The organism is Bradyrhizobium symbiodeficiens, assembly GCF_002266465.3.
Lineage (GTDB): Bacteria > Pseudomonadota > Alphaproteobacteria > Rhizobiales > Xanthobacteraceae > Bradyrhizobium > Bradyrhizobium symbiodeficiens.
The window spans coordinates 4,706,652-4,732,613 of the sequence record NZ_CP029427.2 but is presented as its reverse complement, the minus strand read 5'-3'; the positions used below and the strand labels follow the sequence as shown (position 1 = coordinate 4,732,613).

Here is a 25,962-nt window from a genome sequence, read left to right as displayed (position 1 = left end):
TTATCGGTCATAACTTGCCTTCCCGCTGCTTCATGCGCGGATCGAGGGCGTCGCGGGCGGCATCGCCGATCAGGTTGATACTGAGGATGGCGATCGAGAGCAGAAGGCCCGGCCAGAAGATCAGCGACGGCTTGATCTGGAAGTACTGGCGGCCCTCGGCCATGATGTTGCCCCAGGTCGGCGTTTCCGGCGAGATGCCGGCGCCGAGGAAGGAGAGGATCGCCTCGGTGAGGATGGCGCTCGCGCAGACATAGGTGCCCTGGACGATCAGCGGCGCGATGGTGTTCGGCATCAGGTGCCGCCACATGATCTTCGGCAAGGACGAGCCGACCGAGATCGCCGCTTCCACATAAGGCTCCTCGCGCGCCGACAGCACCACCGAGCGCACCAGGCGCGCCACGCGCGGAATCTCCGGGATGGTGATCGCGATCAGCACCGTCCAGATGCTGGCGCCTGACAGTGAGACCACGGCGATCGCGAGCAGGATGCTCGGCATCGCCATCAAGCCGTCCATGACCCGCATCAGCACCGCGTCGACCAGCTTGAAGAAGCCGGAGACGAGGCCGATCGCGAGTCCGATGACGATCGAGAGGACCGCCGAGCCGATTCCGATCAGAAGCGAGATGCGGCCGCCATAGAGGACGCGCGAAGCCAGATCACGGCCATAGGCATCGGTGCCGAGCAGGAACTGCGCGGACGCCGGCTTCAATCGCTGCGACGGCGCGAGCTGGATCGGATCATGCGGCGCGATCAGCGGCGCGAGGATCGAGATCAGCACGATCAGCGTGAGCAGGATCGTCGCCATGGCGATGATCGGCGTCGAGGTCAGGAATCCGAAGCGCGGCCGCAGCGGCGACGTGATCGGAATGGACGACTGGGGAAGGGTATCGACCGACATGTTTGTCCTTAAATCCTTGCCTCAGTACCGGATCCGGGGATCAAGCAGGGTGTAGGCGACGTCGATGAGAAGATTGACGACGACATAGATCAGCGACGTCAGCAGGATCATCGCCTGGATCACCGGATAGTCGCGCGCCAGCACCGCATCCACGGTGAGACGCCCGATGCCGGGAATGTTGAACACGCTCTCCGTAACGACGACGCCCGAGATCAGGAGCGCAAAACCGGTGCCGATCACGGTAATGACAGGCACGGCCGCGTTGCGCAGCGCATGCCGCATCATCACGGCGACCTCGTTGATGCCTTTGGCGCGTGCGGTGCGGACGTAATCCTCGCCGAGCACGTCCAGCATTGCCGCGCGCGTCATGCGCGCGATCAGCGCGACGTAGATGAAGGAGAGCGCGCAGGTCGGCAGGATGATGCGCTCGAAGAACGGCCCGAAACCGGCGCTGATGCTCTTGAAGCCCTGCACCGGAACCCAGCGCAGATCGATCGCGAACACCTGGATCAGGATGTAGCCGACCACGAACACGGGCACCGAGAAGCCGAGCACCGACAGCCCCATCACGAAACGGTCGATCCAGGTGCCGTGCTTCCACGCCGCGATCACGCCTAAGGGAACGGCGACGATGACGGCGAGGATGATGGTCGACAGCGCGATCGAGATCGAGGGCTCGACGCGCTGGCCGATCATCTTCATGACGGGCAGGTTGGAGATCAGCGAGGTCCCGAGATCGCCGTGCAGCAGCTTGTTCACCCAGGTGATGAACTGCACGATCAGGGGCTCGTTGAGGCCGAGCGACGTGCGGATGCGCTCCAGCCGCTCCGGGGTGGCGTTGTCGCCGGCGAGGATCGCGGCGGGATCACCCGGCGTCAGCCGCAGCAGCAGAAACACGAACAGCGCGACGACGCCCATCACGGGCACCGCGGCCAGAACGCGACGAATGAGATAACCTAGCATACACCTATCTCCGGCTTCGGAACTTGGGTGGCCGCGAGGCCACCGTCGGATCTGTCGTATCTATCATGCGCGCCTGTCATCCGGAAAAGCCGTCCCTTGCGGGGCAAATAGTGTGCCAAGGGCAGGGCGGTAGCAAGGGGCCGCCCTGCGTGCGATCGGGACCACTCAGGATGCACGGCGTAGCTCGTGCTCGCCCCTGAGCGCGGGCACGGTCGACGGTGCGTTGAGCCCGCGCCAGCCGTCGATGGTGGCGGCAATCATCTGCGCGGTTGCGGCCGACAGCGTCCAGCCGAGATGGCCATGGCCGGTGTTGAAGAACACGCCCGGCAGCCGGCCCGCGCGCACCACCGGCATCATGTCCGGCATCATCGGCCGCAATCCGGCCCATGGCACGACGCGCGACGTTTCGACGTCGGGGAAGTTACTGCGCACCCAGTCGACCAGTGGTTGCACGCGGTCGGCGCGGATGTCGCGGTTGAAGTCGTTGAATTCGGCCGTGCCGGCCACGCGGAAGCGGTCGGCGCCGAGCCGGCTGGTGACGATCTTGGCGGCCTCGTCGAGCAGGCTGACGGTCGGGGTCGCGTTGCGGCTTGCAGCCGTATCGAGCTGCACGGTGATCGAGTAGCCCTTCACCGGATAGACGTTGACGCGCTCGTTGAGCAGAGTGGCGAAGTGGCGGCTCGCCACGCCGGCGCAGACCACGACGCCGTCCACCTTCAGCATGCCACGCGCGGATACGGCTGCATCGCTTGCCGCAAGATCAGCCCAGCCGATGACGTAGCCAGCGCCGGCTGGGGCGATCGAATCGATGTTGGCTTCGTGGACGAAGGTCGCGCCACGACGCTTGCAGGCCTCGGCAAGTCCGCGCGTGAATTTGTGGATGTCTCCGGTCGCATCCGAGGGCGTGAAGAAGCCGCCGTAATACTCTTTGCGCAGCGTCGGTTCGATGTTGCGGATCTCCTCCGCCGTCACCGGGCGGCGGTCGAGGCCTCCCTCCTGCAACAGCGCGTTGACGCGCAGGCCGGATTCGAAACCCTTCTTGTCGTGGTAGATGTGGAGAATGCCGCGGCGTTCGAGATCGAACTCGATGCCTTCGCGTGCCGCGATCTCGAACAGAAGCTTGCGGGCTTCGATCGCGAGGCGCGTCGTCTGGATGGTGTTGGCGCGATAGTTGCCGATGTTGGCGACGAACTCGCTCATCCACGAATATTTGTGCCAGTTCGGCCGCGGGTTCATCAGCAATGGCGCATCGCGCCGGAACATCCAGCGCAGGCCTTTCAGGATCGTCGCGGCGCTGTTCCACACTTCGGCATTGCTGGCGGAGAGCTGTCCGCCATTGGCGAACGAGGTCTCCATCGCGGCGTAACGGTGCTTGTCGAGCACCGTCACCTTGTAGCCGCGTTCGAGCAGGGCATAGGCAGTCGTTACGCCGGTGATGCCGGCGCCGATGATCGCGATATGGGTCATGATAGGTTCGGGGCTCCCGTGAGTTAAAGACGGCTAACCGCTGGCCGAAAGGCCGTTGGCGGCGCCCCATCTGTCACGGTTACCTGAGAGCTTGATCCGGCACCGACCCCAAGAAGTCAGCTCCGGACTATCCCCTTCGGTGGACGTCACGACCAGATCCGTCATGCCGTCTCTCTCCAGATCGTCCTGACGATACGGTCCTTTTGCCTGAGAGTTTCCGGGGCGGTTGCTCCGTCGGCGCCGCAAAGAAGGCCAAAACCCGCTTTGCGATCTCTCCCGCGTCGTCGCGTGGACCATCGAGCAGTACGATGCGCCTCATTTTTAGACAAGGCTAAATTTCGCCCTCGGCTGCCACGGTATTGTGCAGTGCAAAGGCGCTTCGATCACGCGAGAGTCGCCAGTAGTCCCGCCATCAGCCGGCCGCGCTCGACCAGGCTCTCGACCTCGATATACTCCTCCAGCGTGTGGCCATTGGCTCCACGCACGCCTAGGCCGTCGAGCGTAGGGATCCCCATTGCGCCGGTGAAGTTGCCGTCGGAGCCGCCAGGGGAGCTCGCATGCGGCAGCTCGGCGCCGAGCGACTTGGCGATGGCGCACGCCTTTTCGTAGAGCGCCATCGTGCTCGCGTCCGGCTCCCACACCGGCCGCGTCACGCCGCGTGTCACCTTGAAGGCGACGTCATTGTTGGTGCCCGACAGTGCCAGCATCCGCTCGACGCCGCGGTCGAGATCTGCCTGCCGCTTGGCCATGGAGAGCGCTTCGCCGGTGGCGGTCGTGGCAACGCAATTGACCCATTGCCCGCCATGCACGACGCCGACCGAGAAGGTGCAGTCCTCCGTTGTCATGGCGTCGATGGCGAGAATCTGCCGCGCCATCTCGCGGATGGCCGAGCGTCCCGCCGACAGCGTCGCGCCGGCGTGGCTCGGCCGGCCGGTCGCCTCGAGATTGAAACGTGCGATGGCGTAACGTCCGGTGGTGACGCCGTTGTCGGCGCGGCCGGGCTCCGGCACCAGCACGTATTTGTTGCGCGCGGCCTCGGCTTCGATGATGTCGCGTGTCGAGGGCGTGCCGACTTCCTCGTCCGGCGTGAACAGCACCGTGATCGGCAGCGGCGTGGTGAAGGATGCGCGCGCCAGTTGCCGGATCGCTTCCAGCGAGAGGTAGTTGCCGCCCTTCATGTCGTAAATGCCGGGGCCATAGCACTTGTTGCCCTCGCGCCGCCATTTCAGCTTCTCGATGGTGCCGACCGGATGGACGGTATCCATGTGTCCGGCGATCAGGATGCCGGGCTCGCCTTGCTTCGGATGGGGAAAGCGCGCGCGGACCACGCCGCCGAAGCCCTGCCGGCCCGCGATGCGCTCGATCGTCGCACCCATGATCGCCATATCCCGCGCCGCGATATCGAGCATGCGATTCACGGCCCCGGCGTCCCAGGTCGGGCTTTCGCATTCGACCCAGGTGCGCAGACCTTCGAGCATGGTCTCGGAATCGAAAGGAAGATTGGCTGGATTCATCTCAATGTCTCTCAAGCTTCGGAAGATGGAACGCGTATTGCATTGCCGCGGTCGGGACGAGTGGAGAGTGTTGTAGAGCCAAACCGATCTTTCTGGGAGCCTGTGCGCTTGCCGTCTGGGCCTGCAGCGAAACCGGATTGACGCGCTCGGCACGGTCTGCAAGTCTCGAAAGATAAAGGCGCTGCATGAGGTTAGTTCGCCCAAAGAACGAACCAAATGCTCAATCAATAGCCCGCCTTTGAACAGTTTCACGTCAGGAGAAACTTTTTATGTTGCACTTCATGCGCCGGGGGTCTCGCGCGTTCGCCTCCAAACTCGCGCTGTCTGTCGTCGCGCTTTCAACGGCGTTCGCCTCGCCGGTGCTTGCGGCCGGCAAGACCATCACCGCGGTGATGCATTCGGATCTGCGCATCATCGATCCGATCTTCACCACCGCCTACATCACGCGTGACCATGGCTACATGGTCTACGACACGCTGATTACGACGGATTCGAATTTCAAGATTCAGCCGCAGATGGCGGACTGGAAGATCTCCGACGACAAGCTCACCTACACCTTCACGCTGCGCGATGGCCTGAAGTGGCATGATGGCGCGCCGGTGACGGCGGAAGACTGCGTCGCCTCGCTCAAGCGCTGGGCCGCGGTCGACGGCATGGGCCAGCAGATGATGCAGTTCACCGCCAGCATCGAGGCAACCGATCCCAAGACCATTACGCTGAAGCTGAAGGAGCCTTACGGCCTGGTGCTCGACTCGATCGGCAAGCCGTCGTCGCGCGTCGCCTTCATGATGCCGAAGCGCCTCGCCGAAACGCCGCCGGACAAGCAGATTCCCGAACAGATCGGCTCGGGCCCCTTCAAGTTCGTGGCATCGGAATTCCAGCCGGGCGTGAAGGCGGTCTACGTCAAGAACACTGACTACGTGCCGCGTAAGGAGCCGGCGAGTTGGACCGCGGGCGGCAAGGTCGTGAAGGTCGACCGCGTCGAATGGGTCACCATGCCGGACGCGCAGACCGCGGTGAACGCGCTGCAATCGGGTGACATCGACTTCCTCGAGAACCCGTCGTTCGACCTCGTTCCGGTTCTCGAAGGCAACCCGGACCTCAACGTCCAGGTGCTGAACAAGTTCGGCTTCCAGACGCTCGGACGCATGAACTTCCTCTATCCGCCGTTCGACAATGTGAAGATCCGCCGTGCAGCGCTTCTGGCGATGAACCAGAAGGACGTGCTCGACGCACTCATCGGCAACCCCAAATACTACAAGATCTGCGGCGCCTTCTTCATCTGCGACACGCCTTTCGCGACCGACGTCGGTTCCGAATCGCTGGTCAAGGGCAACGGCATGGCGGAAGCCAAGAAGCTGCTCGCCGAGTCCGGTTATGATGGGACACCGGTCGTGATCATGGCGCCGGGCGACGTCACGACGCTGAAGGCTCAGCCGATCGTGGCGGCCCAGCTGCTGCGTGAGGCCGGCTTCAAGGTCGACCTGCAGGCGACCGACTGGCAGACGGTGGTGAGCCGCCGCGCGAGCCAGAAGCCCCCGAAGGAGGGCGGCTGGAACATGTTCTTCACCAACTGGGTCAGCGCCGACGTGTCCAACCCGATCTCCAATCTCTCGATTGGCGGCCAGGGCAAGAAGGGCGGCTGGTTCGGCTGGGCGGAGGACGCCAAGATCGAGAAGCTCAAGGACGACTTCGTCCGCGCTGGCTCACTCGATGCTCAGAAGAAGATCGCGACCGAGATACAGAAAGAAGCCTACGACCAGGTGATCTACATCCCGCTCGGCCAGTATCAGGCGCCGAGCGCGTGGCGGAAGTCGCTCACCGGCGTGATCGACGGCCCGGCGACGCCGATTTTCTGGAACATCGACAAGACTGAGTAGGCCGGACGCCTGCGTGTGAATGCGAACGGCGCCGCGGGTCTGACCGCGGCGCCGTTTTTTTGAAGCGATCCCTGGATTTGGTCTAGCAGTGGCTGCCGCGCACCTGCTCAAGCCCCTCACTTGCGAATGGCAGGCTGCTGCCCGGCCGATCTTCGGACCATGGGCGCCGGCGGGCGGGTTGTTCGATCTCCCGCCCGGGCCGATCCTCTCTGGTCTCTTGTTCCATCTCGCCATCCTCTCGATTGCTGCGGTACAACATCAGGAGCTGCGACAAGTTCCTCAGGTGGCGCTGCGATGATGCGGCTTGAACAGCCGTCCCTTCTCCACCACCAGCACGATCGCGAGCGCAGCGATCGTCGACAGGAAGAAGCCGACCGAGAACGGCATCAGTGTGCCGTCGAAGCTCTGTCCGATCGCCATGCCGACCACGATTCCGATCAGCGTCGTGATCGAGCCGTAGAGCGAGGAAGCAGTGCCGGCGATGTGGCCCTGCGGCTCCATGGCGAGCGCAGTGAAATTGGCGACCATCATGCCGAACGAGAACATCATGAGCGCCGACAGTGCCATGAACAGCGCGAGCGGTAGCACGTTCAGGATTTCGGTGACCAGCATGACGCTGGCGATGACGGCATAGAGCGTCAGCGCGCCGTGCGAGATCGCGCGCATGCCGAGCCGCCCGACCAGCCGCGAATTGAGGAAGCCGGCGATGGCAACGCCGGCTGCGACCGCCGCAAAGGCAAGCGGGAAATAATGGCCGAGATGATAGATGCCGGTGAACACCTGCTGCGCCGAGAACACGTAGGCAAACAGCGCCCCCATGACGCTGCCGGCGGCGATCGCATAGCCGATGGTCTGGCGATTGGTCACGGTCTGGCGGAAAGCGGCGAGGACGTCGGCGGGCGCCAGCGACCGGCGTTCCGACTCGGGAAGGGTTTCCGGCAGCCGCCACACGCTCCATGCGAGCGCGAGCAGGCCGTACAGCATCAGCACCACGAAGATGCCGCGCCACGCCGTCACCAGCAGCACCGCCTGTCCGAACGAGGGGGCGATCACGGGCACCGCGATGAACACCATCATGGCAAGCGACATCACGCTCGCCATGCGGCGGCCGGCATAGCAGTCGCGCACGATCGAGGTCGCGATCACGCGTGTCGCCGCGGTGCCGAGGCCCTGCAGCGCGCGCGCCAGCAGCAGCGTCTCGAACGAGGGTGCCGCGACCGCCAGCACGCTCGCCACCGCATAGACAGCCATGCCGCCGAGCAGCACCGGCCGGCGGCCAAAGCGGTCGGACAGCGGACCCATGACGAACTGGCCGGCGCCGAAGCCGATCAGGAAGGTCGACAGCACCAGCTGGAGATGGTTCGCAACGGGAATCTTGAAGGCTGCTCCGATATTGGGCAGTGCCGGCAGCATCATGTCCATCGCAAGCGGGTTCAGCGCCATGATGGACGCGATCACGATGACGAATTCCGGAAACCTCATCGGACGGTGTCCCGAGGACACCCAATCGTCGGCATTGACGTCAGACAAGAAGCTCACCTCTGAAATTGAGCGACTTTATCCATCGCTCATGCTGCGTTGCACAACCCATGTTTCGGGATGGCTGGCAGGCGGAGGAGGGGCGGACAAGAATTGGTGAGGAGACCGACCCCGCGCGAGCCGACCCGCGGATTCGGCTCAGGCCCGGAAACCAGTGATTCACCATCCCTCCCTAAAGATCGGCGGCCGGCGGGGCAGGTCGGCCGCGCGGGATGAAACGGAAACGCCTCCTGTCCACTGTGGCGGCCGATCGACGAGGCGCCGCTGGCGCCGCGAGAAGCAGACCAGACAAGGTATCCGATTGTGTCTGATGTCACCGGTACAGCACGATGGTTGGAGCCCTCGGCCGACACGGCTTCGAGGCGAAACATCTGGCTTGCCTGCCTGATCGCACTGACCGCGCTCTTGGTGCTTGGCAATCTCGCCAACGACGCCGTGCTCGATGTGAGATATGGCTGGGACACCCGCGTCAATTGCGCGGCGGTGGATGCCTATGCCGGCGGGCTCGATCCCTACTTCGTCAAGAACCTGAAGGGCACCAAGCTCTCTTACCCCTATCTGCCGGTGACGCTGGAGGCCTTTCGTCCTTTCTGCGCGGGCGGCATTCTGGTCGCTCATCACAAAGCTATCTTTCCTGTCCTCGCCGTGCTCTGCGGCCTCCTCTTGCCAGGTCTTGGTTTCCGGGAGCATGGCCGAAAGCGCCCGGGCGCTCGCGACGTCGGGCTCAGGGTGCTCTGCACGCTCGGCGCCTTCGTCGGTTTCGAATGGGTGCAGGCGTCGGGCAATTTCGCGATCCTGAGCGGCGTGCTGACCGCGATCGCGCTGAGGCTCCTGCTTTCTCTGCCTGCGTCCGGGTCGACGGAGGACCGCAGCTTTCCGTCGCGCCTCGCCGGCGCCGCGCTGCTCGGCCTCGTGATGTCGTTCAAGTTGGTGTTCCTTCCAGTGCTGGCCGCGCTGTACTTCCTGCCGCTGCCGCGCGGACGCAAGCTGACGCTGATCGCGATGGCTGTGTTCAGCTTCGCCTTGCCGATCCTGATATCGTGGCTGGCCTACCCCGATCTGTTCGCGAGTTGGCAGCTTGCGATGGCCGGAAAGATTCCCGACCAGCACCTCGTCGAACTGTTCGAGAGCAATCCGTCACTGCTGCTGCTGGCGCGGGATCTGATGGGCCATGTGGGCCTGATCGATAGCAAGCCGGCGATCTTCGCAACCTATGCAGTCGCCGCGACCGCGCTGGTGCTCGGACCATTCGCCCTGTCCGTCCTGCGCTTGATCGGGAAGCGGCCGGCGCACGAAGGAGGTTCGCTTCCCGGGCGGCTGGATCGCTGGCTGATGGATCACCCCCGCGTGGCGATGCGCATCACGGTGCTGGCGATGTTTGCGCTCTATCTCAGCTCGCCGCGCCTCAAGGAATATGCCTTCTTCGAGCTCGCGCTCTATGCCGCGATCCTGCTGGTCGATCTTTCGGCCATGGCGCTCGCCGCCGCGCTCACCGTCGGTCTCCTGATGCCCTCGTTGATCTCGATCGTGGGGACCTCCCTGGACGACAGTTTCATCCTGCTCGTCAGCGCACTGATGTTGTTCTGGGTGCTGCTGCTCGACGCCGGTCAAGCGGGCCGGGTGCCGGACACGGTCCAGCTATAGCCGTGGCGGTGGTAGAGCCTCACATCCCCGAATCCGCCATCCGACAGCAGCGCCTCCGCTTCGGCGCGTGTGTAGTATTTCGCGTAGGCGGGATTGAGCTGGTCGTAGATGGTCAAGCGGCGAACGCTGCGCGGAAACTTCGCCAGCACCGAACGCATGTAGGACCGCATCGGTAGCGGCAATATACGGCACAGCCCGATATAGGCCGTCAGGATCCATTCCAGACCATGCGACAGCACCACCAGCAGCCGGTGCGGCAGCAGGACGGTGAGCTTGCGCAGCGGGATCGCTAGCGACAGATAGGTCTCGTTGCCTTCGTGGCCGTAGAGCCAGACGATGCAGCGTCCGCCGGGGCGCAACGCATCGTAGGCCGCACGAACCACCGGCGCCGGTTCGGGGACGTGATGCAGCACACCCATCGAAACCACATAGTCGAGCCTGAGATCGGGCGGCAACCGGTCGCCGGGCACCTGCAGATAGTCGATGCGCTCCGCGCGCGCCACCGTGTTGTCCTTCAGGACCAGCATGGCATCGGAGGGTTCGACCGCGACGACGCGATCCGCTCCGGCATCGAGCAGCATGTTGACGATGCGCCCAGTGCCGCTCCCGATGTCGGCGATCCGCTTGCCCTTGACCTCGTCGAGCGAAAGCAACGGACCGAACAGATCGGCAAGCAGGTCCGCCGAGCCGTAATAGCCGGGGTTCTCGCGGAACGCGGTCCATTGCTCGCCGAAATCGCTGATCGTCTGGTCCTTCAGGTCCGGCATGCGCCCGCTCACTACGCTCGGCGCGCCGAGGGGGTGGCAAGCCCCGTCAACCAGATGCCCAGCGTCAGGATCGGCCACAGCGCGAACGCATTGTCGCTCCTGGCCTCGCGATGCGCATTCCACAGCAGCCGGATCGCCTCCGGTTTCAGGAGGGGCGCAAAAACATCAGCCTCGCGGCCGAGCACCCGGTCGCAGATCGGCCGCAGCCCGCCGCGTCGCATCAGTTGGGCGATCGGCACGTTGAAGCCGCGCTTGCGCGACCATGCGGCCTCACCCGGCATGCCCAGGCGCTCGGCGAGTTTGCGCAACACATATTTCGGCGCGCCCTTGGGCCAGGGATTGAGCAGCGAGACGTCGAGGCTGCCGGCGAGGTCCATGACCCGTCGGTCGAGGATCGGCACGCGCACTTCCAGACCGTGCGCCATGCTCATGGCATCGACTTTGGTGAGGACGCTTTGCAGATGGAAGCGCTGGTCGGCGATCAGCGCCCGATCCAGCACGTTGTCATGCGGCTCCGAATAATATCCGGCGTATTCCGCGAACGGGTCGGCCGATGCAAGATCGGCCATCCCGTTGTCATAGATCTTCTCGGCGAGAAAGCGGGGAACCAGCCGCCGCCATTGCAGATGAGGGCTGTTGCCGGCTTCGCTGAGCCCGAATGCGAAGCGGGCGAGTTGCGCCGCCGCCGGAAGCCGCTTCTCGTTGCCGCGTACCGAGGCATAGGCGAGGCGTCCGGTCAGGCCGGCAAGGCTGCGCGGAACGAATTGGCGCGCGCGCTCAGCCATCATGGTCGCGGCATAGGTTTCATATCCGGCGAAGAATTCGTCGCCGCCGTCGCCGGACAGGACCACGGTGGAATGCCGGCGGACTGCACCCGCCAGATGATAAAAGCCGAGCGCGCCCGTGTCGGCGCATTGGCCGTCGAAATGATAGACCACCGCCCGCAGCGCAGCCTCGGCATCCTCGCCCGCTTCCCCGTCGATGACGTTGAGCGACAGGCCGGCGGCGGTCGCGATCTGCTGCGCCACCGCGGTTTCATCATGGCTTTTCTCGGTGAAGCCGGCCGTGAACAGCGGCGGCTTCAGGCCGAGCCGGCCGAGCGTGAGGCTGATCAGCGAACTGTCGATGCCGCCGCTCTGCAGCACGGCGAGCGGCACGTCGCTCACCATCTGGCTCTTCACCACCGTCTCGATCGTCGATTGCAGCCGGACAACGGCTTCGTCGAGGTCGCGGATCACGGGCGCGCGCACCGGCCGCCAGAACCGCCGCTCGGTCCGCTCGCGCTCGGTAAATCCGATCATCGTGCCGGGCGGGAGCTGCTTGATGTCCTGGTACAGGCTCTGTTGCGTTCCCGGATGGCCCGCTGCGAGATAGGTGTGCAGGGCCACCGGATCGATCCGCGCGGCGACGTCACCGCTCGCCGTAAGTCCCTTGATCTCGCTTGCGAACAGGACGCGGCTGCTGCTTTCGGAATAATACAGCGGCTTGATCCCGATGCCGTCGCGCGCCAGGATCAGGCGGCGCTCCTGCCGGTCCCACAGGCCGATCGCGAAAAAGCCCTCCAGGCGTTCGAACATCGCCTCGCCCCAGGCGAGATAAGCGTAAGGGATGATCTCGGTGTCGCAGGTGCCGCGAAAGCGGACGCCGAAGGATCGCTCGAGCTCGCTGCGCAACTCGTGATCGTTGTAGATCTCTCCGTTGTAGGTGACGACGATGCGCTCGGATGCATCGAGCATCGGCTGGTGCCCGGCCTCGGAGAGATCGCGGATGGCGAGCCGGCGGTGGGCGAGGCCGACGGGGCCGTCCAGCCAGTTGCCCTCGCCGTCCGGCCCGCGGTGGACCAGTGCAGCCGACATCGCCGCAACCGCGCGGCCGTCGGCCGGCCGACCGTCACGATGAAAGATGCCCGCTATGCCGCACATCGCGTTCGCTCGCCGCGGGAGGTCATGGTCGCTGATTCATGATCTGCTTCAGCAGCACCGCGAGCAGTCCCATGGCGACGACGAGGATGCTGAGCAGGATCGCGCCGACGCCGAGCACGAAGGCGCTGACGAGCTGCAGGATGATGCCGCCGATCAGCGAGACCAGTGCGAGCGCCATGCACATCATCGCCAGCAGCACGAAGATCTTGAGCGGATTGTAGTAGGTGCAGGCCTCGAGGACGTATTGCAGGGTCCGAATGGAGTCGCGGAACAGGTTCACCTTGGAGCGGCCGATCCGCTCCTTGTAGTCGATGTCGATATAGTCGACGAACTTCGCGTTCATCATGTAGGCGAGCGTCAGCGATGTCGTAAAGCTGAAGAGGTCGCTGACATGGTCGAAATAGGAGATCGCGACCTGCCTGCCGAACACCCGCAAGCCGGAATTGATGTCGGGGATCTCGCGGTTGGCGGTGAATTCGACGATCGCCTTGAGGATTGCACGCAACGGCGACTTCAGCATCGACTCGCGATAGTTAGGCCCGGTCCGGGCGCCCACGACCATGTCGAAGCCCTGGTTGAAGCGCGCGACGAGCGCCGGGATCGCTTCCATCGGGTAAGAGCCATCCGCATCGCTGATGACGATGGCGTCGTAGGATGCGGCGCGAATTCCATCCTTGAGCGAGCGGCCGTAGCCGATGTTGTGGGGATGCCTGAGCACCTTTGCACCGGCCTGTTCGGCAAGCTCGCCGGTGCCGTCGGCCGAACCATCGTCGACGATGATGATCTCGTAGGGGGTGAGCTGAGCGCCGTCGAGAGCCGCCTTGGCTCGACCGATGGTTTCGACGATGCCGTTGCGCTCGTTGAGCGCAGGAATGACGACTGAGATCATAAGCGGCGTGCAATACAGGTGACGGATTGCCCGAAGAAGCTTCGCGAGAGCGGATCGAGCGCCCGCGACAGCGGCACGGCATATTTGTCGAACAGGGCGATCTGCCCGTTGACGGCGGCATCGTTCAGCGACTGATGTCGCTTCAGGCGATTGGCAAGCCACCCAAGCCCGCCGATCGGATTGAAGTAGTTCAGCCGGATCAGCTCGACCGGTTGATCGGCGAGCAGCCTGGCGAGACGTGCCGTGGTGTAGCGGCGGCAATGTCCCGCCAGGCGATCGAGATCGTTGTAGAGCAGCATCAAAGCCGGAACGCTGATCAGGAGATGGGCTCCGGGCTTGAGCACCTGCACCAGATTGGCAATTGCGGTGGCGTCATCCTCGATGTGCTCGAGCACGTTGATGGTGAAGACCGCATCGACGCCTTGGGGAAACAGGGAACTCAGCTGATCGCGGACCAGAATGTCGCAGACGGCGAACTTGCGATCGGGCATCGCCTTCGCGGCGCGTTCGACGCTTTCGCGGTCGTGGTCCACGCCACAATACTCGCCAAGCTCTCCGAGCACTCTGCTGTAGAGTCCATGCCCGAACCCGACCTCGACGATCGCGCCCTTCAGGTAGGGGCGGAACTGGTCGATCACCCAGTTCATGTAGTTCTGCGCGTCGGCGATCGCGCTCGAATACGTGTCGGCCCCGACTTTCAGGCTTTCCGTCGTGGACTGGGCGGGAAAGGAAGTTTGAGCCATGGAGCCTGCGCCTCGTTCTCGCCCGGGTTAGCAGCGAGCGCCCCATTTCTCAAGGACATGTGAGGCGTCATCGCCTTGAAGTTGACGGCTCGTGCGGCCGACGGGCGAGGTCGCGCCGGGCAAAGGCGCCTCCACCGAGGCGTGACCGGTGGTGCGTGAGGTCGTATAACACGCTGAGGTTGACGGCACGTAGGTGGCGCCGTACTATTGACGATTATTGCCGGAAGTTGCGATTACACGTTGCGCTGATTGCTGAACATTTTTTTGAAGGCCGCCGGTCATGGCGGCTGCCGGAGGATTGCATGGCCGGTAAGCAGAAGGCGAAAACATCATCGAAAAAATCCGACACGGTCGGCAGGCGGAGCCCGCCACCAGGATTCCGCAGTTCAACAAGGCGGGCTGGTTCGGGCGTCGGCTTTTGCGACACCATGCATCGAAGTCTCGGAGGAGCGCATCCGGGAATGGGCGAAAAAAGGTTTTGAAGTAGGCCCGGCGTGAGCTGACGTCGTCGGCGGCGCAGAACGTTTCGATCGTGACAGCGGTGAGTTCCGGGAGGGGCTTTCGATGCAGCGGATTGTTTTGGGGCGCGTGAAGCCGACGCTTTCACTTCCGGAGGCGCTCGACAAGATCAAGGCCGGAACGAGAGCCGTGGTCATCGGCGACGGTCATGGATCGAGGGTCGTCACTGCCGGTGACATCTTCGAAGCCATGAATGAGGCGCTTGATGTGGGCAAGGACCCAAAGAGCGTTGAAATCGGCGAGGTGAAGCCGACCCTCCCGAGAGTTGCGTTGGGAGCACCTCCAGTCACGGCAACCGACAGGTTTGGACCACCGGGATCGCGGCCGTCGTTGACTTTCCCGGAAGAGGATCGATTTCGCTCGCTCCTGGTGGCCAGGGACGGTGGCAAGGAGCCGCGCTACCTCGTCGAGGAGATCGGCCCCGAGGGGGCGGTGATCGTGACCTCGTCCGAAGCATTCGCCGGCCACCTCGCCAAGAGCCTGACCATCTGCAAATGCGCGGGCGAGCCCGTCCATAGTTTCGAACCGGATCAAGTCAGAGTGCCCGGGGTCTGCAACAAGCCCCATGGGAAGCAGGTCACTTGCAGCCAGGCGAGCATCGTGTGATCGGCGCCGAACGACACCAGATCTCGTGGTGCGGGCAGCCGGGGTCGAACCGGCACAGCGCTTGCGCGCCGAGGGATTTTAAGTCCCTTGCGTCTACCAATTCCGCCATGCCCGCTTGATCCAACGAGATCAAACACTTAAGTCCATCTCCGGCCGTCTGGAATTGGCGCGTTTCGCGGGCCCGGAGGGACGGCTCTTCCTTAAGCGAGCCGGGCGCACAAGGCAAAGCCTCAATCCGGACATCTGTTGTTGCTTTAGGCATTCTCAATCCACGGGGACTATTCATCCGGCATGGCTGCTTCGTTCTTCACATTGCCGCGCGGCTTCGGCGCGCTCCTTGCGCTGCTTGCGGCCGGCGCCGCGCTGTCCGGCTGCGCCAGCATGACCGAGACGGTCGCGCCGGCCTTTGCCGATCCCGCCAAATACGAACTGTACGACTGCAAGCAGCTGGAGGCTGAGCGCAAGGCGCTCGCCAAACGCACCGACGAGTTGCGTGGGCTGATGGAGAAGGCCGAGACCGGGGCCGGTGGCGCCGTGGTGTCCGAGCTCGCCTATCGCAACGACTATGTCGCCGTGCGCGGGTCGTCGCAAATGGCCGAGGAGGCCTGGCGCCGCAACAGGTGCCGGGAATCGCCGCCCGAGGCGACGCCGCCTGCCACGCAATTATCGCCTGCGGCGTTCGCCAAGCCCGCTTCGAAATCCGGCAAAGCGTCGCGCTGAGGCGCGGCGCCCGCGGCGCTTCGCATCAGGGTCGCCAGCCGTAAATCCAGTCCTGCCGCGCCAGCATGCGGTCCGGGCCGAGCGCGCGGATCGCAAGATCGCGCGCGGCCGCAAGCGGACCGCTGAGGTGATAGATGCGGCCCTGCTGCCGCGCGGTCCGCTGCACCCGCCGCACCCGCGCCTGGCGGGCACGGCCATATTGCGTCAGCGCAGCACTGATGCCCGCCGTGCTCTCGGCGGCTTCAAAGCTGAGGTGCCGGGCGAGCACGGCGGCATCCTCGATCGCCATGCCGGCGCCCTGGGCTGCAAAAGGCAGCATCGCGTGCACGGAATCGCCGAGCAGCGCCACCGGACCCTTGCTCCAGGGGCAGCCTTCGGGCACGCCGAACAGCGCCCATTTCCGCCAGCTGTCGACCGTGGCGAGCATCATGCGCGCCGAGGCCGGCCAGCGCGGCGCGGCGAAGGCATCCATCACCTCCAGCGGATCGCCGGGCGTGCTCCAGCCCGGCCTGTTCCAGGTACCGGGCAGCACCGCGACCACATTGATCTGGCGTCCGCCCGCGATCGGATAGGCGACGAGATGGGCGTTCGGGCCCATCCACAGCTGTACCCGGCGCGCGGTGTAGTCCTTCGGCAGTTGGGTGGCGTCGAGCGTGCCCCGCCAGGCGATCAGTCCGGAGAAGCGCGGCTGCACCTCGGGAAACAGATGCTGGCGGACCGTCGACCAGATCCCGTCGGCGCCGATCAGCGCGCTGGCGAGATCGCTGCGGCGGATCGTGCCGCTGCGATGGACCACCGTGAGCCCCTTGGCATGAGGCGCGACGTCTTCGAAGGTCGCGCCCAGCTTCAGGTCGATGTCGGGATGATCGGCAACGGCGCCGGCCAGCGCCGATTGCAGGTCGGCGCGGTGCACCACCCAATAGGGCGCGCCGGCTCGCGCCGAAGCTGCTTCACCGAGCGGCATGCGCAGCAGCTCGCCACCGGCCCGCGCGCTCATGATCGAGACCGCCTCCGGGACGACGGCGCGCAGCTTGAGACGCTCGGTGAGGCCGAGCGCGACCAGCACGCGGCTGGCATTGGGGGAGAGTTGCAGGCCCGCGCCGACTTCCTCGAGCCGCTCGGCCTTCTCCAGCACGACGATGCGAAAGCCGCGGGCTGCGAGCGCGAGCGCGGCCGTCAGTCCACCGATGCCGGCACCGGCGATGACAATCGTTCGGGAGAGCGCCACCCCTGACCGATGGACGCGGTCAGGCCACCTTGTCCTTCAGGACGCATTCCGGCGGACGGGCTTCGCCCGGCTTCAGGTCGGCCGCGAAGCGGTACAGCGTCGAGCAGTAGGGGCAGATGATCTCGTTGTCGTTGCCGAGGTCGAGGAAGACGTGGGGATGGTCGAACGGAGGGTTGGCGCCCACGCACATGAACTCTTGCGAGCCGATCTCGATGACGGGGACACCGGCATCGTTGTGGAAGTGCGGGACGACATGGTCGGACATCTAACTCATCCTGGAGTGGCAATGGCGGCAGACACAATCACGAACTGACGCGGCATCTTTAAGGCGCCGCGGACCATACTGGCGGGTGCAGGTGATTGCTAGTCCGGCGGAACCGAAAGCTCCGCAATTGCCCCATGCTCATTTGCTCATGCAAATTCGACACAATCTTGAGGCCTGAGAGAAGCCCTTCTTTCGTCGGGGACGTTGTGTCGCAATTTTGGCATACTATGTCTCTTGGACGAGCAAATTGTACCGAACGAGGAATCGTAAGGCGCAGACGATTTTAGGGATCGCCGGGTTCTTCCATATGAAATGGCTGCGAATCAGCACAGCGTTGACCGGTATCGCGGCCTGCGGCTTCCTGCTAGCGCATGTAGCACCGCACGCCCGTGAGGCCGGCGCGATCCTCGCCGCCCAGGATGATCCAGCCGTGCTCTCTGAGCTGAAGCTCGATCAACTGCTGCGGCACAATGACCGCCTGGTTCAGGACAATATCGAAGCCGCGCTCGCCGCCGGCGATGCCGATCTCGCCGACAGTTTCGTCGCGCTGGCGCGTGACCGCGACATCGCGCTGCCCGACGACCTGCTGAGCCGCGTCAATGACGCGGTCAAAGCCGAGAGTTCCACCTCGCATTTTGCCAAGCGGTTCGCCACCGGTCTCGTCACCGGCAATGCCGACGACGTCGCGAGCCTCTCCGGGACGGTGGCAGGCGATCTCTTCGTGATCGGCGACATCAGGGACGTGGTGCGCGAGGGCAAGCACCTTGCCATGGGCGAGGACACCGACCGCCTCGTGCTCGGGCTTGCGGCCGCCGGCCTTGCGGTGACGGCGGCCACCTACGTGTCCGTCGGTGGTGCCGCGCCGGTGCGCGCCGGACTGACGCTGGTGAAGGATGCGCGCAAGGTCGGGCGGCTCGGCGACGGGCTCGCCAAATGGGCCGGCCGCTCCGCGCGCGAGGTCGTCGATACGCCGATGCTCCAGAACGCCGTGGCCAAGGGCTCCGTGTTCCGCCCGGGCGAGACCGTCAGCGCGATCAAGGCGGCGTTCCGCGCCGAGAAGGCCGGCGCGCTGGTCCGGCTCGGGAAGGACATCACCCGCGTCGCCGAGAAGACCGGCACGCGCGGGGCGATGGATACGCTGCGCATCGCCGACGGTCCGAAGGACGTCGCGCGCGCGGCGCGGCTTGCCGAAGCGCAGGGCGGCAAGGCGCGCGCGATCATGAAGCTGCTCGGCCGCGGCGCGCTGCTGCTGATCGGCGGCGCGTTCGATCTGGCGCTGTGGCTCTTCGGCGCGGGACTGACGCTGTTCGGCCTTCTCTCATCCATCAAGGCGACGACCGAGCGCCTGACCCAGGCCTGGTGCGATCGCAAACGGGCGCGGCGGCTGCGCCGTGCCCGGATCGCAGCCGAAGCTGCTCTGGCAAACGCGGCCGTTACGGCCTGAGGCGCGGCGCGCTTCGGGTTATTGTTTGAGCATGATGTTGCCGGAAAACCGCTGCACACTTTCCCGGATCGTGCTCTAAGATCAACCATTCCCCTCAAGACCTCACGGAACTGATGATGCCGAGCTTTCACAACGGCGCCGTTGAAATTGCCTATCTCGACGAAGGCGAGGGCGATCCGATCATCCTGGTGCACGGCTTTGCCTCCAGCAAGAACGTGAACTGGGTCTATCCGACCTGGGTCTCGGAGCTGCGCAAGAACGGCCGCCGCGCGATTGCGCTCGACAATCGCGGCCATGGCGAAAGCGCAAAGCTCTACGAGCCCGCGCAATATTCTATTCCGACAATGGCTGGCGACGTGCTTGCGCTCATGGATCATCTCGCCATCCCGCAGGCCGACATCATGGGCTATTCGATGGGCGGACGGATGACCGCGTGGCTATCCCTCAAAGAGCCGCAGCGCCTGCGCTCGGCGATCCTCGGCGGCATCGGCATCGGCGGCCTGATCGAGGGCACCGGCCCCGGTGAGAACGTCGCGAAGGCGCTGGAGGCGCCATCGCTCGACGACGTCACCGATCCCGTCGGCCGCACCTTTCGCGCCTTCGCCGATCAGACCCGCTCCGACCGGCGAGCGCTCGCCGCCTGCCTGCGTGGCACACGCGATCTCATGACGAAGGACGAGGCTGCACGCATCAACGTGCCCGTGCTGATCGCGGTCGGCTCGACCGACGACGTCGCGGGAAGCGCCAGCGCGCTCGGTGCGATCATCCCCGGCTCGGAAGTGCTCGACATTCCGAACCGCGACCACATGCGTGCGGTCGGCGACAAGGTCTACAAGAACGGCGTGCTGGAGTTTCTCTCGCGCCGCGGCTGAGGTGATGTTGCGTGAGGCGATGAAGTTGTTGCCATCGTAAGGGGCCCGACAGAGGCGACTGTCCACTCCTTCCCGCACAGAGATATGGAGTCTGCCAGGAGGGGTCTTCGCCTGCTAACCTCCTGGGACCTGGCGCTCAGCTTCCTGGCGCCTGAATTTCGGTGACGACGATGCTTCACACCGCCTTGTCGCTGAACGCGGCGGCAAGCGTGGTGAGGAACGACATGACGCGCTGCGTGCGCAGGGGCGGGCGGCGGTCGGAGGTGCGCAGCATCCATAGGGGTTCTCCAGACGCGCGCCAGGGCGCAAGCACTTCGACCAGCCGGCCGGTGCGAAGGTCTTCCTCGACGAGCCACGCCGGCCCCCAGCCGATCCCAAACCCATTCACGATCAAAGCGAGCGAAGCGTGCGCGTCGTCGCAAATGTGCTTGGGCTTGGGCGTGACGCGAATGGGGCCTTTGCCGCGCGGGTCGGCGAAGCGCCAGGTCAGGATCTGACCGCTCGCGGGATTGCGGAAGCCGACATGGTCGTGCGCGGAAAGCTGGTATGGAGTCGCCGGCGCGCCGCGCGCCTTCAGATAGGCAGGCGAGGCGCAAGCGATCCAGGAGAACGTGCAAAGCCGCCGCGCCTGATGGCCGGGCGCGCGGTCGAGGGGCCCTGAGCGGATCGCGACGTCGACGCCTTCCGCCGCGAGATCGAGAATCTCGTTGCGGAATTTGACCTCGATCTCGATTTCCGGCCGTTCGCGCAGGAATGCGGGCAGTCGCGGCAGGATGCAGGCGCGGGCGAACGAGGCAGGGGCGGTCACGCGCACCCGTCCGCCATCGTCGCGCGCGACTTCGCCGAGCGCGGATTGGACACGGGCGAGACTTTCGACCAACGCGCGTCCCGCCGCCATCAGCCTGTCGCCCTCTTCGGTCAGCGCCAACGAATGGGTGGAGCGATGCAAAAGCCGCAACCCGCGAGCCGTTTCCAAGCGGGCGACCGCCTTGGACATCGCCGAGGTGGTCGTCCCCGCCCGCCGCGCGGCTTCGGCAAAGGAGCCTGCCTCGACGACGCGGACGAAGGCGAGGAGACGCGAGAGATCGGGAGGCAAATTCGTTGTGGACATGTAGTCCACATAGTCATGGCCACGCGGTCACTACAAGAGCCATTCCCGAACGGCTAAACAGGGAGCGTCAGCGCGCATTCTGCGGCGCTGGAAACACGGGACGTCTCATGAGCCTCATCGAAATCACCCTGCAAGCCCTTGACGCCGCCGAGCGCGCGATTCCACCCGGCCAGCCGGTCTATATGCTCAATCTGCTGTGCTACCGCGCGCATGCGCGTTACGAGGACGGATTCGACGCCGCGCCCTGCTCGGGTCGCGAAGCCTTTCATGAACGCTATAGGCCGGCATTCCGGCGTCTCGCGGCCGGTAAGCCGCTCGTGCGGGTGTTTTCCGGGCCGGTCCTGACGAGCCTCGTCGGCTCGCCAGGCGAACGCTGGGACGAAGCGGCGATCAATGAATACGGCGATTTCGCCACCTTCCGCTCGATCGTCGACACCGAGACTTACCGGCGCGAAGTCGCTCCCCATCGGCACGCCGCGCTCGAGGATTTCCGGCTGTTCGCGCTCGCCAAGGCGATGTGAACACATGGAGGCGAATGAATGCGCTCGCTGCCTGGACGAAGCCAAGCGCGAGGACGCTTCACTCCAATCTCATCGCGCCTTGGCGTCGTCCCCAAACCGCCGCGCCAGCGCCATCAGCACCACGAAGGTCGCAACCCACACCATCCTTGCGCCGTAGCGGTCGTGCGGGCCCGAGATCACGCCGCAGATGAAGGCGTTGCCGAGCAAGGCCAGCGTCACGGTCGCTGCCAGCAGCGTCAAATCGTCCAGCCGGCGGTTCGCCAGTGCATGCGCGAGCAGCGCGACCAGCGCCAGCATCGAGGCCAGCGCCACGGGGACATGCAGCCAGTTGACGTCATCGAAATTGATGCCCCAGTGCTGCTGGCGCGCCGCGCGCATCGGTGCGACCTGCGAAGGCACGTAGCGCTCGATGATGCCGTAGGTGTGCGGGATCCAGCCATTGGTGCCTTCGCCGGTCGCGACATGCAGCAATTGCTGGCCCATCGCCCGCAGCGCCGCGCCGGCCTGCCAGGCCGGATAATCCTTCAGCGACTGCACGACGATGTAGCCCATCTCGTCGTTCATGCCTTCGAAGCGGCCGAGCGTGTTGAACATGCTCTTGCCCCACAGGAACTCGTCGGCGGTCGCCGGCAGTTCATTGCGATACGGACACAGCTTGTAGCGCTCGCGCGGGCAATGGTCGTTGAGATAGCGCGCGACGATGCCGTCCTGCATCATGCGGCCGAAGGCGACGCCGTATCCGCCGGGCGTCCACGCCGCCTTGCCGGACAGCGCATAATTCGCCGAGACCAGCATCAGGCCACCCGCAACGATGGTGAGGCTGGCTTGCGCCAATCCGGCCAGCGGCAGGCGCTCCTTCAGAAACGGCCGTGCCATCCAGCCCGCGACGCAAAGGCCGAGCAGCACGCCGAGCGTGGCGCTGTGGGTCGCCGCGGCAAAGGCGGTGAAGACGAACAGCGCGATCTTTTCGAGCGGCGAGGTGCGGCCTGCGCCGACGATCAGCAGGAACAGCGACAGCACCGAGAGACCTGCAAAGATGTCGGTGAGCAGCATGCTCGCAAGCCAGGGCAGGGCCGTCGACGCGATCAGGCCAAGGCTGATCGCGACGAAGCGAAAGGTCTGCATCAATCCAAGCACGCGCAGGGTGAGCTGCAGCAGCCACAGCGTCGCCAGCGACTGGGCCGCGAGGTTGATCCAGAAACCGAAGCTCTCGCCATAGTGCAGATAGAGGCCGAACACGGTGGAGCGGCTGGGGACGAGATAGCCCTCGTACCAGCGCGCCAGATAGCCGCCGGTATCCCATTGCAGCAGCGGATAGCCGTTCCAGAACGCCGGCGCGATCATCAGGAGGGGCAGGGCCACCGCCGCCACGCGCAGCCAAAACGTACCCGCGGCGCGCGCGCGCAATTGATCGGTGGTGATGCTCAAACTCGCTCCCCGTCCTCGCTCTGGAACCATGCCCGCAATAACGGTTGGCGGAGAATTCACCAATAGTTTGATGCCGCCCGGCTTGAATTTGGCAAAACTCTGACCACTTTGAGCCGACCTCGTTGCTTGGGGCTTCGAAAGAAACTGTTGTGTTTCAACGTCTTGTCGTGCTTTTGCGAGGCAAGACGCTGTTCACTCTCAGGCAAGCCGGTCAGGACGTCGTCGCCTAAACTATGCTATAGAACGGGCAAGACGAGCCCATTCGACGAGCAAATGCCAAAGAGCAAATCCATGACAGTGCATCAGGTCAATCCGGGAGGAAAGCTCGCATCGCTCGATCCGATCTGGGAGCGGATCCGGGGCGAAGCGGAGGACATCGTCCGTCGCGAGCCCGAGCTTGCGACCTTCATCTATTCGACGGTGCTGCATCACAGCCGCCTGGAAGATTCGGTGATCCACCGCGTTGCCGACCGGCTCGATCACTCCGCGCTGTCGGGTGACCTCGTGCGCCAGACCTATGGCGAGGCGCTGCGCGACGATCCCGATCTCGGCAACGCCTTCCGCGCCGATCTCGTTGCGGTCTACGACCGCGATCCCGCGACCTCGCGCTTCATCGATCCCTTGCTCTACTTCAAGGGCTTTCACGCCATCCAGACCCATCGCCTGGCGCACTGGCTCTGGCTGAAGGGCCGCAAGGATTTCGCGTATTATCTGCAGAGCCGCGCCTCCGCGGTGTTCCAGACCGACATCAATCCCGCCGCACGCATCGGCCGCGGCATCTTCCTCGACCACGCCACCGGCTTCGTCTGCGGCGAGACGGCGGTGATCGAGGACGACGTCTCGATCCTGCACGGCGTCACGCTCGGCGGCACCGGCAAGGAGAACGAGGACCGTCATCCGAAGATCCGCCATGGCGTCCTGATCGGCGCCGGCGCAAAAATCCTCGGCAACATCGAGATCGGCCATTGCGCGCGCATCGCCGCCGGCTCGGTCGTGGTCAAGCCCGTGCCGCACAACGTCACCGTCGCGGGCGTGCCTGCCAAAATCGTCGGCGAGGCCGGCTGTGCAGAGCCGTCGCGCACGATGGATCAGATGATCAACGCGACGGGGCTTTGAGCTCGCGTGCAAGGGCCGGATTCTCCAGCCCTTTTCGTCCCCAAATTGTTTGGCAATTCATGCTGGCGGTTCGTCGCGTCTCGTCCTAAAACCCGCCGACCATTTTCGATCGGAGACTTGCCGTGGACGTCAAAGAAGTCAGAAAGCTCGATGCGTATTTGAAGCGCGTATTCGGCAATCCCAAGATCCGCGTCGTGCCGCGGCCGAAGAAGGACGATTCCGCCGAAGTCTATATCGGCGAGGAATTCATCGGCGTGCTCTTCGTCGACGACGAGGACGACGATCGCTCGTTCCAGTTCCAGATGGCGATCCTAGAGGACGATCTGGTCGATCAGGAGTAAGTCTCTCCTCCGTCATTGCGAGCGCAGCGAAGCAATCCAGGAATCTTTCCGCGGAGGGATTCTCGATTGCTTCGCTGCGCTCGCAATGACGAACAGCAGCTTCACAACTGCCCCATGACGACATCAAAGCGCTGAAATTCGACTTCGAAAAATACGAACAATCACAGCCGCTTGGCTACTGTGCATGGGGTTGTTTTCGCAGTTTTTACTTCGGACCTGTGCCGAACGGGCCCCGCTCACCCCTTCGGTCCGCGCAGCTGCGCCGTCAGCCTGTCCATCGCCTCCGCCACATCGTGCCACCGCGACAGCCAGCTCCGCGGATAGCGGAAGGTGAGGTCGGCGCCGCCGACCCGGCGCTCGGACAGGCACATGCCCGGGGTGGCCGCATCGCGGGTGCAGCGCGCGGTCAGCGCCGGGCTTGCAGCGGAATAGAAGTCTTCGCTGCCGTAGGGCGTGTCGGCGCGGAACATCCGCATCGTCAGGCCATCCGCGGGCGTCGCCGCGGCCTGGTCGAGATAGCGCGGATAGATCGTGGCTGCCCGCTGCTCGGGCGAGAGCGCATCGTGATGGGCTGCGATCGACAGGAAGATGCGGTCGATCGATTGCACCGCCGCTTCCACCGTGTCGGCGGTGACGTGCTTCGGAGCGCTGGGCGGCTCGAGCGACGGATAGACGAAGTCGAGATCGATGCGCTCCTGCGGCCCGGAGTGGCGCTGGATCTTCATGCGGATCGCCGTCACCGGCAGGTTGAATAGCGTGCCGCCGACGCTCACCGGCAGCTTGTCCGGGGCGTCCACGCCGCGGGTGCCCCAGGTCGGCCACAACAGATAGGCGACGAGCGCGACCGCGCAGACCGCAGCAATGCCGCCGAGCACGATCGGGACGGCATGCGCCCAGACGCGCGTGCGGGGGGACCTATGGGGAGCTGCCGAAAACACTGTCATGAGCTTGCGCGAGGTCGAGCCGGAAGTCGGCCGGTGGCCGACGAATCAGCGGCGAATATGCCATGCGGCGGCGGTTTCGCGCAGCGTTCCCGGCCGCAAGGGGCGGGGACGGCCCTGCGTGGACGGGACGGCGGCGTTAACCTTCCCTTAAGGATAATGTAGCGTTAACCGGCGCCATTTGTCACAGGAATGCTCCGGCGTTGCGTAAGGGCGGACCGTTCCGATGACACCTGAAGCTTTCAACACCTTCTTCTCGATCTGCATTGGCTTCGCGCTCGCGGGTGCGCTCGTGAACGGATACCAGGCGCTGGCGCAGCGGCCCGCCGGCTTCGGCCTGTTGCAGGACGGCGTGGCGCCGAAGACCTTCGCTGCGGTGCCGTTCCTGGTGTTCGCCGCACCCTTCATCATCATGCGCAACACGCTGCGCGGCATGCGGGTGGAAAGCCGCCGTGCCGAATTCGTGATGATGGCGACCCTCATCGCCGGCTTCTGGAGCATGATGAGCGGCACCTTCTTCCTGATGACGCTGCGCGCCGCCGGCGTTCTGGGCTGACGCCCGCGCATTGAGCTCCGCCGGCGCGGCCTTTGCGTCGCGGCTGCCGTTTCGCTATTCCTGTGGCC

24 protein-coding genes, 1 tRNA gene and 2 riboswitches are annotated in these 25,962 nt (G+C 64.7%); of the genes, 10 read left to right on the top strand and 15 right to left on the bottom strand.

What is annotated here, in order from left to right; genetic code table 11:
• Positions 1 to 7: 7 nt before the first annotated feature.
• The 4 genes from CIT39_RS22265 to CIT39_RS22250 form a co-directional block, all read right to left on the bottom strand.
• Complete coding sequence (locus tag CIT39_RS22265; protein ID WP_094972154.1) at positions 8 to 898, bottom strand: ABC transporter permease; 891 nt, start codon at positions 896 to 898, stop codon at positions 8 to 10.
• A 21-nt stretch (positions 899 to 919) separates the two neighbouring features.
• Positions 920 to 1,861: an ABC transporter permease gene (locus tag CIT39_RS22260; protein ID WP_162308617.1), complete on the bottom strand. Its 942-nt coding sequence runs from the start codon at positions 1,859 to 1,861 to the stop codon at positions 920 to 922.
• A 165-nt stretch (positions 1,862 to 2,026) separates the two neighbouring features.
• Entirely contained in the window at positions 2,027 to 3,328 is a 1,302-nt protein-coding gene (locus CIT39_RS22255; RefSeq protein WP_094972153.1) for a D-amino acid dehydrogenase, read from the bottom strand.
• Positions 3,329 to 3,396: 68 nt separating this feature from the next.
• Positions 3,397 to 3,510: riboswitch (glycine riboswitch) on the bottom strand.
• A gap of 3 nt (positions 3,511 to 3,513) precedes the next feature.
• Positions 3,514 to 3,617, bottom strand: a riboswitch (glycine riboswitch).
• A 94-nt stretch (positions 3,618 to 3,711) separates the two neighbouring features.
• On the bottom strand, positions 3,712 to 4,842 hold the full coding sequence (locus tag CIT39_RS22250) for a M20/M25/M40 family metallo-hydrolase (protein WP_094972152.1): 1,131 nt from the start codon (positions 4,840 to 4,842) through the stop codon (positions 3,712 to 3,714).
• Between the two features lie 269 nt (positions 4,843 to 5,111).
• On the opposite strand from CIT39_RS22250, the gene CIT39_RS22245 reads away from it, so the two are divergent.
• Positions 5,112 to 6,722 (top strand): ABC transporter substrate-binding protein, encoded by a 1,611-nt coding sequence (locus CIT39_RS22245; RefSeq protein ID WP_094972151.1) that lies wholly within the window; start codon positions 5,112 to 5,114, stop codon positions 6,720 to 6,722.
• 279 nt (positions 6,723 to 7,001) lie between these two features.
• Here CIT39_RS22245 and CIT39_RS22240 read toward each other — a convergent pair whose 3' ends face one another.
• Positions 7,002 to 8,252, bottom strand: coding sequence for a multidrug effflux MFS transporter (locus tag CIT39_RS22240; RefSeq protein WP_094972515.1), 1,251 nt, complete (start codon positions 8,250 to 8,252; stop codon positions 7,002 to 7,004).
• Between the two features lie 312 nt (positions 8,253 to 8,564).
• Here CIT39_RS22240 and CIT39_RS22235 point away from each other — a divergent pair, with 312 nt between their 5' ends.
• The gene (locus CIT39_RS22235) at positions 8,565 to 9,905 is read left to right on the top strand and encodes a hypothetical protein (RefSeq protein WP_094972150.1); all 1,341 of its coding nucleotides are present in this window, start codon (positions 8,565 to 8,567) and stop codon (positions 9,903 to 9,905) included.
• Here CIT39_RS22235 and CIT39_RS22230 read toward each other — a convergent pair.
• The 4 genes from CIT39_RS22230 to CIT39_RS22215 are packed head-to-tail and all read right to left on the bottom strand — an operon-like array spanning position 9,869 to position 14,226.
• Entirely contained in the window at positions 9,869 to 10,672 is an 804-nt protein-coding gene (locus CIT39_RS22230; RefSeq protein ID WP_094972514.1) for a class I SAM-dependent methyltransferase, read from the bottom strand. The genes CIT39_RS22235 and CIT39_RS22230 overlap by 37 nt on opposite strands.
• Before the next feature lie 11 nt (positions 10,673 to 10,683).
• Complete coding sequence (gene asnB, locus CIT39_RS22225) at positions 10,684 to 12,594, bottom strand: asparagine synthase (glutamine-hydrolyzing) (RefSeq protein ID WP_094972149.1); 1,911 nt, start codon at positions 12,592 to 12,594, stop codon at positions 10,684 to 10,686.
• Positions 12,595 to 12,616: 22 nt separating this feature from the next.
• Positions 12,617 to 13,483 carry a glycosyltransferase family 2 protein gene (locus CIT39_RS22220; protein WP_094972148.1) on the bottom strand — a complete coding sequence of 289 codons (867 nt, stop codon included), beginning with the start codon at positions 13,481 to 13,483 and terminating at the stop codon, positions 12,617 to 12,619.
• Positions 13,480 to 14,226 carry a class I SAM-dependent methyltransferase gene (locus CIT39_RS22215; RefSeq protein WP_094972147.1) on the bottom strand — a complete coding sequence of 249 codons (747 nt, stop codon included), beginning with the start codon at positions 14,224 to 14,226 and terminating at the stop codon, positions 13,480 to 13,482. The genes CIT39_RS22220 and CIT39_RS22215 overlap by 4 nt, the downstream gene beginning before the upstream one ends.
• A gap of 564 nt (positions 14,227 to 14,790) precedes the next feature.
• On the opposite strand from CIT39_RS22215, the gene CIT39_RS22210 reads away from it, so the two are divergent.
• Entirely contained in the window at positions 14,791 to 15,351 is a 561-nt protein-coding gene (locus CIT39_RS22210) for a hypothetical protein (protein WP_094972146.1), read from the top strand.
• Positions 15,352 to 15,377: 26 nt separating this feature from the next.
• Here the strand turns inward: CIT39_RS22210 and CIT39_RS22205 are convergent.
• Positions 15,378 to 15,466: transfer RNA gene (locus CIT39_RS22205), tRNA-Leu, on the bottom strand.
• Positions 15,467 to 15,642: 176 nt separating this feature from the next.
• On the opposite strand from CIT39_RS22205, the gene CIT39_RS22200 reads away from it, so the two are divergent.
• Positions 15,643 to 16,071, top strand: coding sequence for a twin-arginine translocation pathway signal (locus tag CIT39_RS22200; RefSeq protein WP_094972145.1), 429 nt, complete (start codon positions 15,643 to 15,645; stop codon positions 16,069 to 16,071).
• A 25-nt stretch (positions 16,072 to 16,096) separates the two neighbouring features.
• Here the strand turns inward: CIT39_RS22200 and CIT39_RS22195 are convergent, their stop codons facing one another.
• On the bottom strand, positions 16,097 to 17,299 hold the full coding sequence (locus CIT39_RS22195) for an FAD-dependent monooxygenase (protein WP_094972144.1): 1,203 nt from the start codon (positions 17,297 to 17,299) through the stop codon (positions 16,097 to 16,099).
• 19 nt (positions 17,300 to 17,318) lie between these two features.
• Complete coding sequence (locus CIT39_RS22190) at positions 17,319 to 17,564, bottom strand: zinc-finger domain-containing protein (protein ID WP_008562814.1); 246 nt, start codon at positions 17,562 to 17,564, stop codon at positions 17,319 to 17,321.
• Between the two features lie 307 nt (positions 17,565 to 17,871).
• Between CIT39_RS22190 and CIT39_RS22185 the strand changes: the two genes are divergently transcribed.
• Both CIT39_RS22185 and CIT39_RS22180 read left to right on the top strand, forming a co-directional pair.
• Entirely contained in the window at positions 17,872 to 19,008 is a 1,137-nt protein-coding gene (locus CIT39_RS22185; protein ID WP_094972143.1) for a hypothetical protein, read from the top strand.
• A gap of 116 nt (positions 19,009 to 19,124) precedes the next feature.
• The gene (locus CIT39_RS22180; RefSeq protein ID WP_094972513.1) at positions 19,125 to 19,880 is read left to right on the top strand and encodes an alpha/beta fold hydrolase; all 756 of its coding nucleotides are present in this window, start codon (positions 19,125 to 19,127) and stop codon (positions 19,878 to 19,880) included.
• A gap of 175 nt (positions 19,881 to 20,055) precedes the next feature.
• Here CIT39_RS22180 and CIT39_RS22175 read toward each other — a convergent pair whose 3' ends face one another.
• Positions 20,056 to 20,991 carry a LysR family transcriptional regulator gene (locus CIT39_RS22175; RefSeq protein WP_094972512.1) on the bottom strand — a complete coding sequence of 312 codons (936 nt, stop codon included), beginning with the start codon at positions 20,989 to 20,991 and terminating at the stop codon, positions 20,056 to 20,058.
• 107 nt (positions 20,992 to 21,098) lie between these two features.
• Here CIT39_RS22175 and CIT39_RS22170 point away from each other — a divergent pair, with 107 nt between their 5' ends.
• Complete coding sequence (locus tag CIT39_RS22170) at positions 21,099 to 21,512, top strand: hypothetical protein (protein ID WP_094972142.1); 414 nt, start codon at positions 21,099 to 21,101, stop codon at positions 21,510 to 21,512.
• Positions 21,513 to 21,581: 69 nt separating this feature from the next.
• On the opposite strand, the gene CIT39_RS22165 is transcribed toward CIT39_RS22170, so the two are convergent.
• On the bottom strand, positions 21,582 to 22,940 hold the full coding sequence (locus CIT39_RS22165) for a hypothetical protein (protein ID WP_162308616.1): 1,359 nt from the start codon (positions 22,938 to 22,940) through the stop codon (positions 21,582 to 21,584).
• A gap of 291 nt (positions 22,941 to 23,231) precedes the next feature.
• Between CIT39_RS22165 and cysE the strand changes: the two genes are divergently transcribed.
• On the top strand, positions 23,232 to 24,056 hold the full coding sequence (gene cysE / locus CIT39_RS22160) for a serine O-acetyltransferase (RefSeq protein WP_094972141.1): 825 nt from the start codon (positions 23,232 to 23,234) through the stop codon (positions 24,054 to 24,056).
• 122 nt (positions 24,057 to 24,178) lie between these two features.
• Positions 24,179 to 24,397, top strand: a complete 219-nt coding sequence (locus CIT39_RS22155; RefSeq protein ID WP_007602550.1) for a DUF3126 family protein — start codon at positions 24,179 to 24,181, stop codon at positions 24,395 to 24,397.
• Positions 24,398 to 24,633: 236 nt separating this feature from the next.
• Here the strand turns inward: CIT39_RS22155 and CIT39_RS22150 are convergent, their stop codons facing one another.
• The gene (locus CIT39_RS22150) at positions 24,634 to 25,341 is read right to left on the bottom strand and encodes a hypothetical protein (RefSeq protein WP_094972140.1); all 708 of its coding nucleotides are present in this window, start codon (positions 25,339 to 25,341) and stop codon (positions 24,634 to 24,636) included.
• A gap of 223 nt (positions 25,342 to 25,564) precedes the next feature.
• On the opposite strand from CIT39_RS22150, the gene CIT39_RS22145 reads away from it, so the two are divergent.
• Positions 25,565 to 25,894 carry a DUF6949 family protein gene (locus CIT39_RS22145; protein WP_018322105.1) on the top strand — a complete coding sequence of 110 codons (330 nt, stop codon included), beginning with the start codon at positions 25,565 to 25,567 and terminating at the stop codon, positions 25,892 to 25,894.
• Positions 25,895 to 25,962 lie beyond the last annotated feature (68 nt).

What these genes read in the sequence shown, in the direction of transcription:
- CIT39_RS22230 (WP_094972514.1), bottom strand. Translation starts at nt 10,672, where the DNA reads ATGCCGGACCTGAAGGACCAGACGATCAGCGATTTCGGCGAGCAATGG.
- CIT39_RS22170 (WP_094972142.1), top strand. Translation starts at nt 21,099, where the DNA reads ATGAGCCTCATCGAAATCACCCTGCAAGCCCTTGACGCCGCCGAGCGC.
- CIT39_RS22180 (WP_094972513.1), top strand. Translation starts at nt 19,125, where the DNA reads ATGCCGAGCTTTCACAACGGCGCCGTTGAAATTGCCTATCTCGACGAA.
- CIT39_RS22210 (WP_094972146.1), top strand. Translation starts at nt 14,791, where the DNA reads ATGCAGCGGATTGTTTTGGGGCGCGTGAAGCCGACGCTTTCACTTCCG.
- CIT39_RS22190 (WP_008562814.1), bottom strand. Translation starts at nt 17,564, where the DNA reads ATGTCCGACCATGTCGTCCCGCACTTCCACAACGATGCCGGTGTCCCC.
- cysE (WP_094972141.1), top strand. Translation starts at nt 23,232, where the DNA reads ATGACAGTGCATCAGGTCAATCCGGGAGGAAAGCTCGCATCGCTCGAT.
- CIT39_RS22200 (WP_094972145.1), top strand. Translation starts at nt 15,643, where the DNA reads ATGGCTGCTTCGTTCTTCACATTGCCGCGCGGCTTCGGCGCGCTCCTT.
- CIT39_RS22220 (WP_094972148.1), bottom strand. Translation starts at nt 13,483, where the DNA reads ATGATCTCAGTCGTCATTCCTGCGCTCAACGAGCGCAACGGCATCGTC.
- CIT39_RS22145 (WP_018322105.1), top strand. Translation starts at nt 25,565, where the DNA reads ATGACACCTGAAGCTTTCAACACCTTCTTCTCGATCTGCATTGGCTTC.
- asnB (WP_094972149.1), bottom strand. Translation starts at nt 12,594, where the DNA reads ATGTGCGGCATAGCGGGCATCTTTCATCGTGACGGTCGGCCGGCCGAC.
- CIT39_RS22245 (WP_094972151.1), top strand. Translation starts at nt 5,112, where the DNA reads ATGTTGCACTTCATGCGCCGGGGGTCTCGCGCGTTCGCCTCCAAACTC.
- CIT39_RS22175 (WP_094972512.1), bottom strand. Translation starts at nt 20,991, where the DNA reads ATGTCCACAACGAATTTGCCTCCCGATCTCTCGCGTCTCCTCGCCTTC.
- CIT39_RS22250 (WP_094972152.1), bottom strand. Translation starts at nt 4,842, where the DNA reads ATGAATCCAGCCAATCTTCCTTTCGATTCCGAGACCATGCTCGAAGGT.
- CIT39_RS22185 (WP_094972143.1), top strand. Translation starts at nt 17,872, where the DNA reads ATGAAATGGCTGCGAATCAGCACAGCGTTGACCGGTATCGCGGCCTGC.
- CIT39_RS22215 (WP_094972147.1), bottom strand. Translation starts at nt 14,226, where the DNA reads ATGGCTCAAACTTCCTTTCCCGCCCAGTCCACGACGGAAAGCCTGAAA.
- CIT39_RS22150 (WP_094972140.1), bottom strand. Translation starts at nt 25,341, where the DNA reads ATGACAGTGTTTTCGGCAGCTCCCCATAGGTCCCCCCGCACGCGCGTC.
- CIT39_RS22265 (WP_094972154.1), bottom strand. Translation starts at nt 898, where the DNA reads ATGTCGGTCGATACCCTTCCCCAGTCGTCCATTCCGATCACGTCGCCG.
- CIT39_RS22260 (WP_162308617.1), bottom strand. Translation starts at nt 1,861, where the DNA reads ATGCTAGGTTATCTCATTCGTCGCGTTCTGGCCGCGGTGCCCGTGATG.
- CIT39_RS22255 (WP_094972153.1), bottom strand. Translation starts at nt 3,328, where the DNA reads ATGACCCATATCGCGATCATCGGCGCCGGCATCACCGGCGTAACGACT.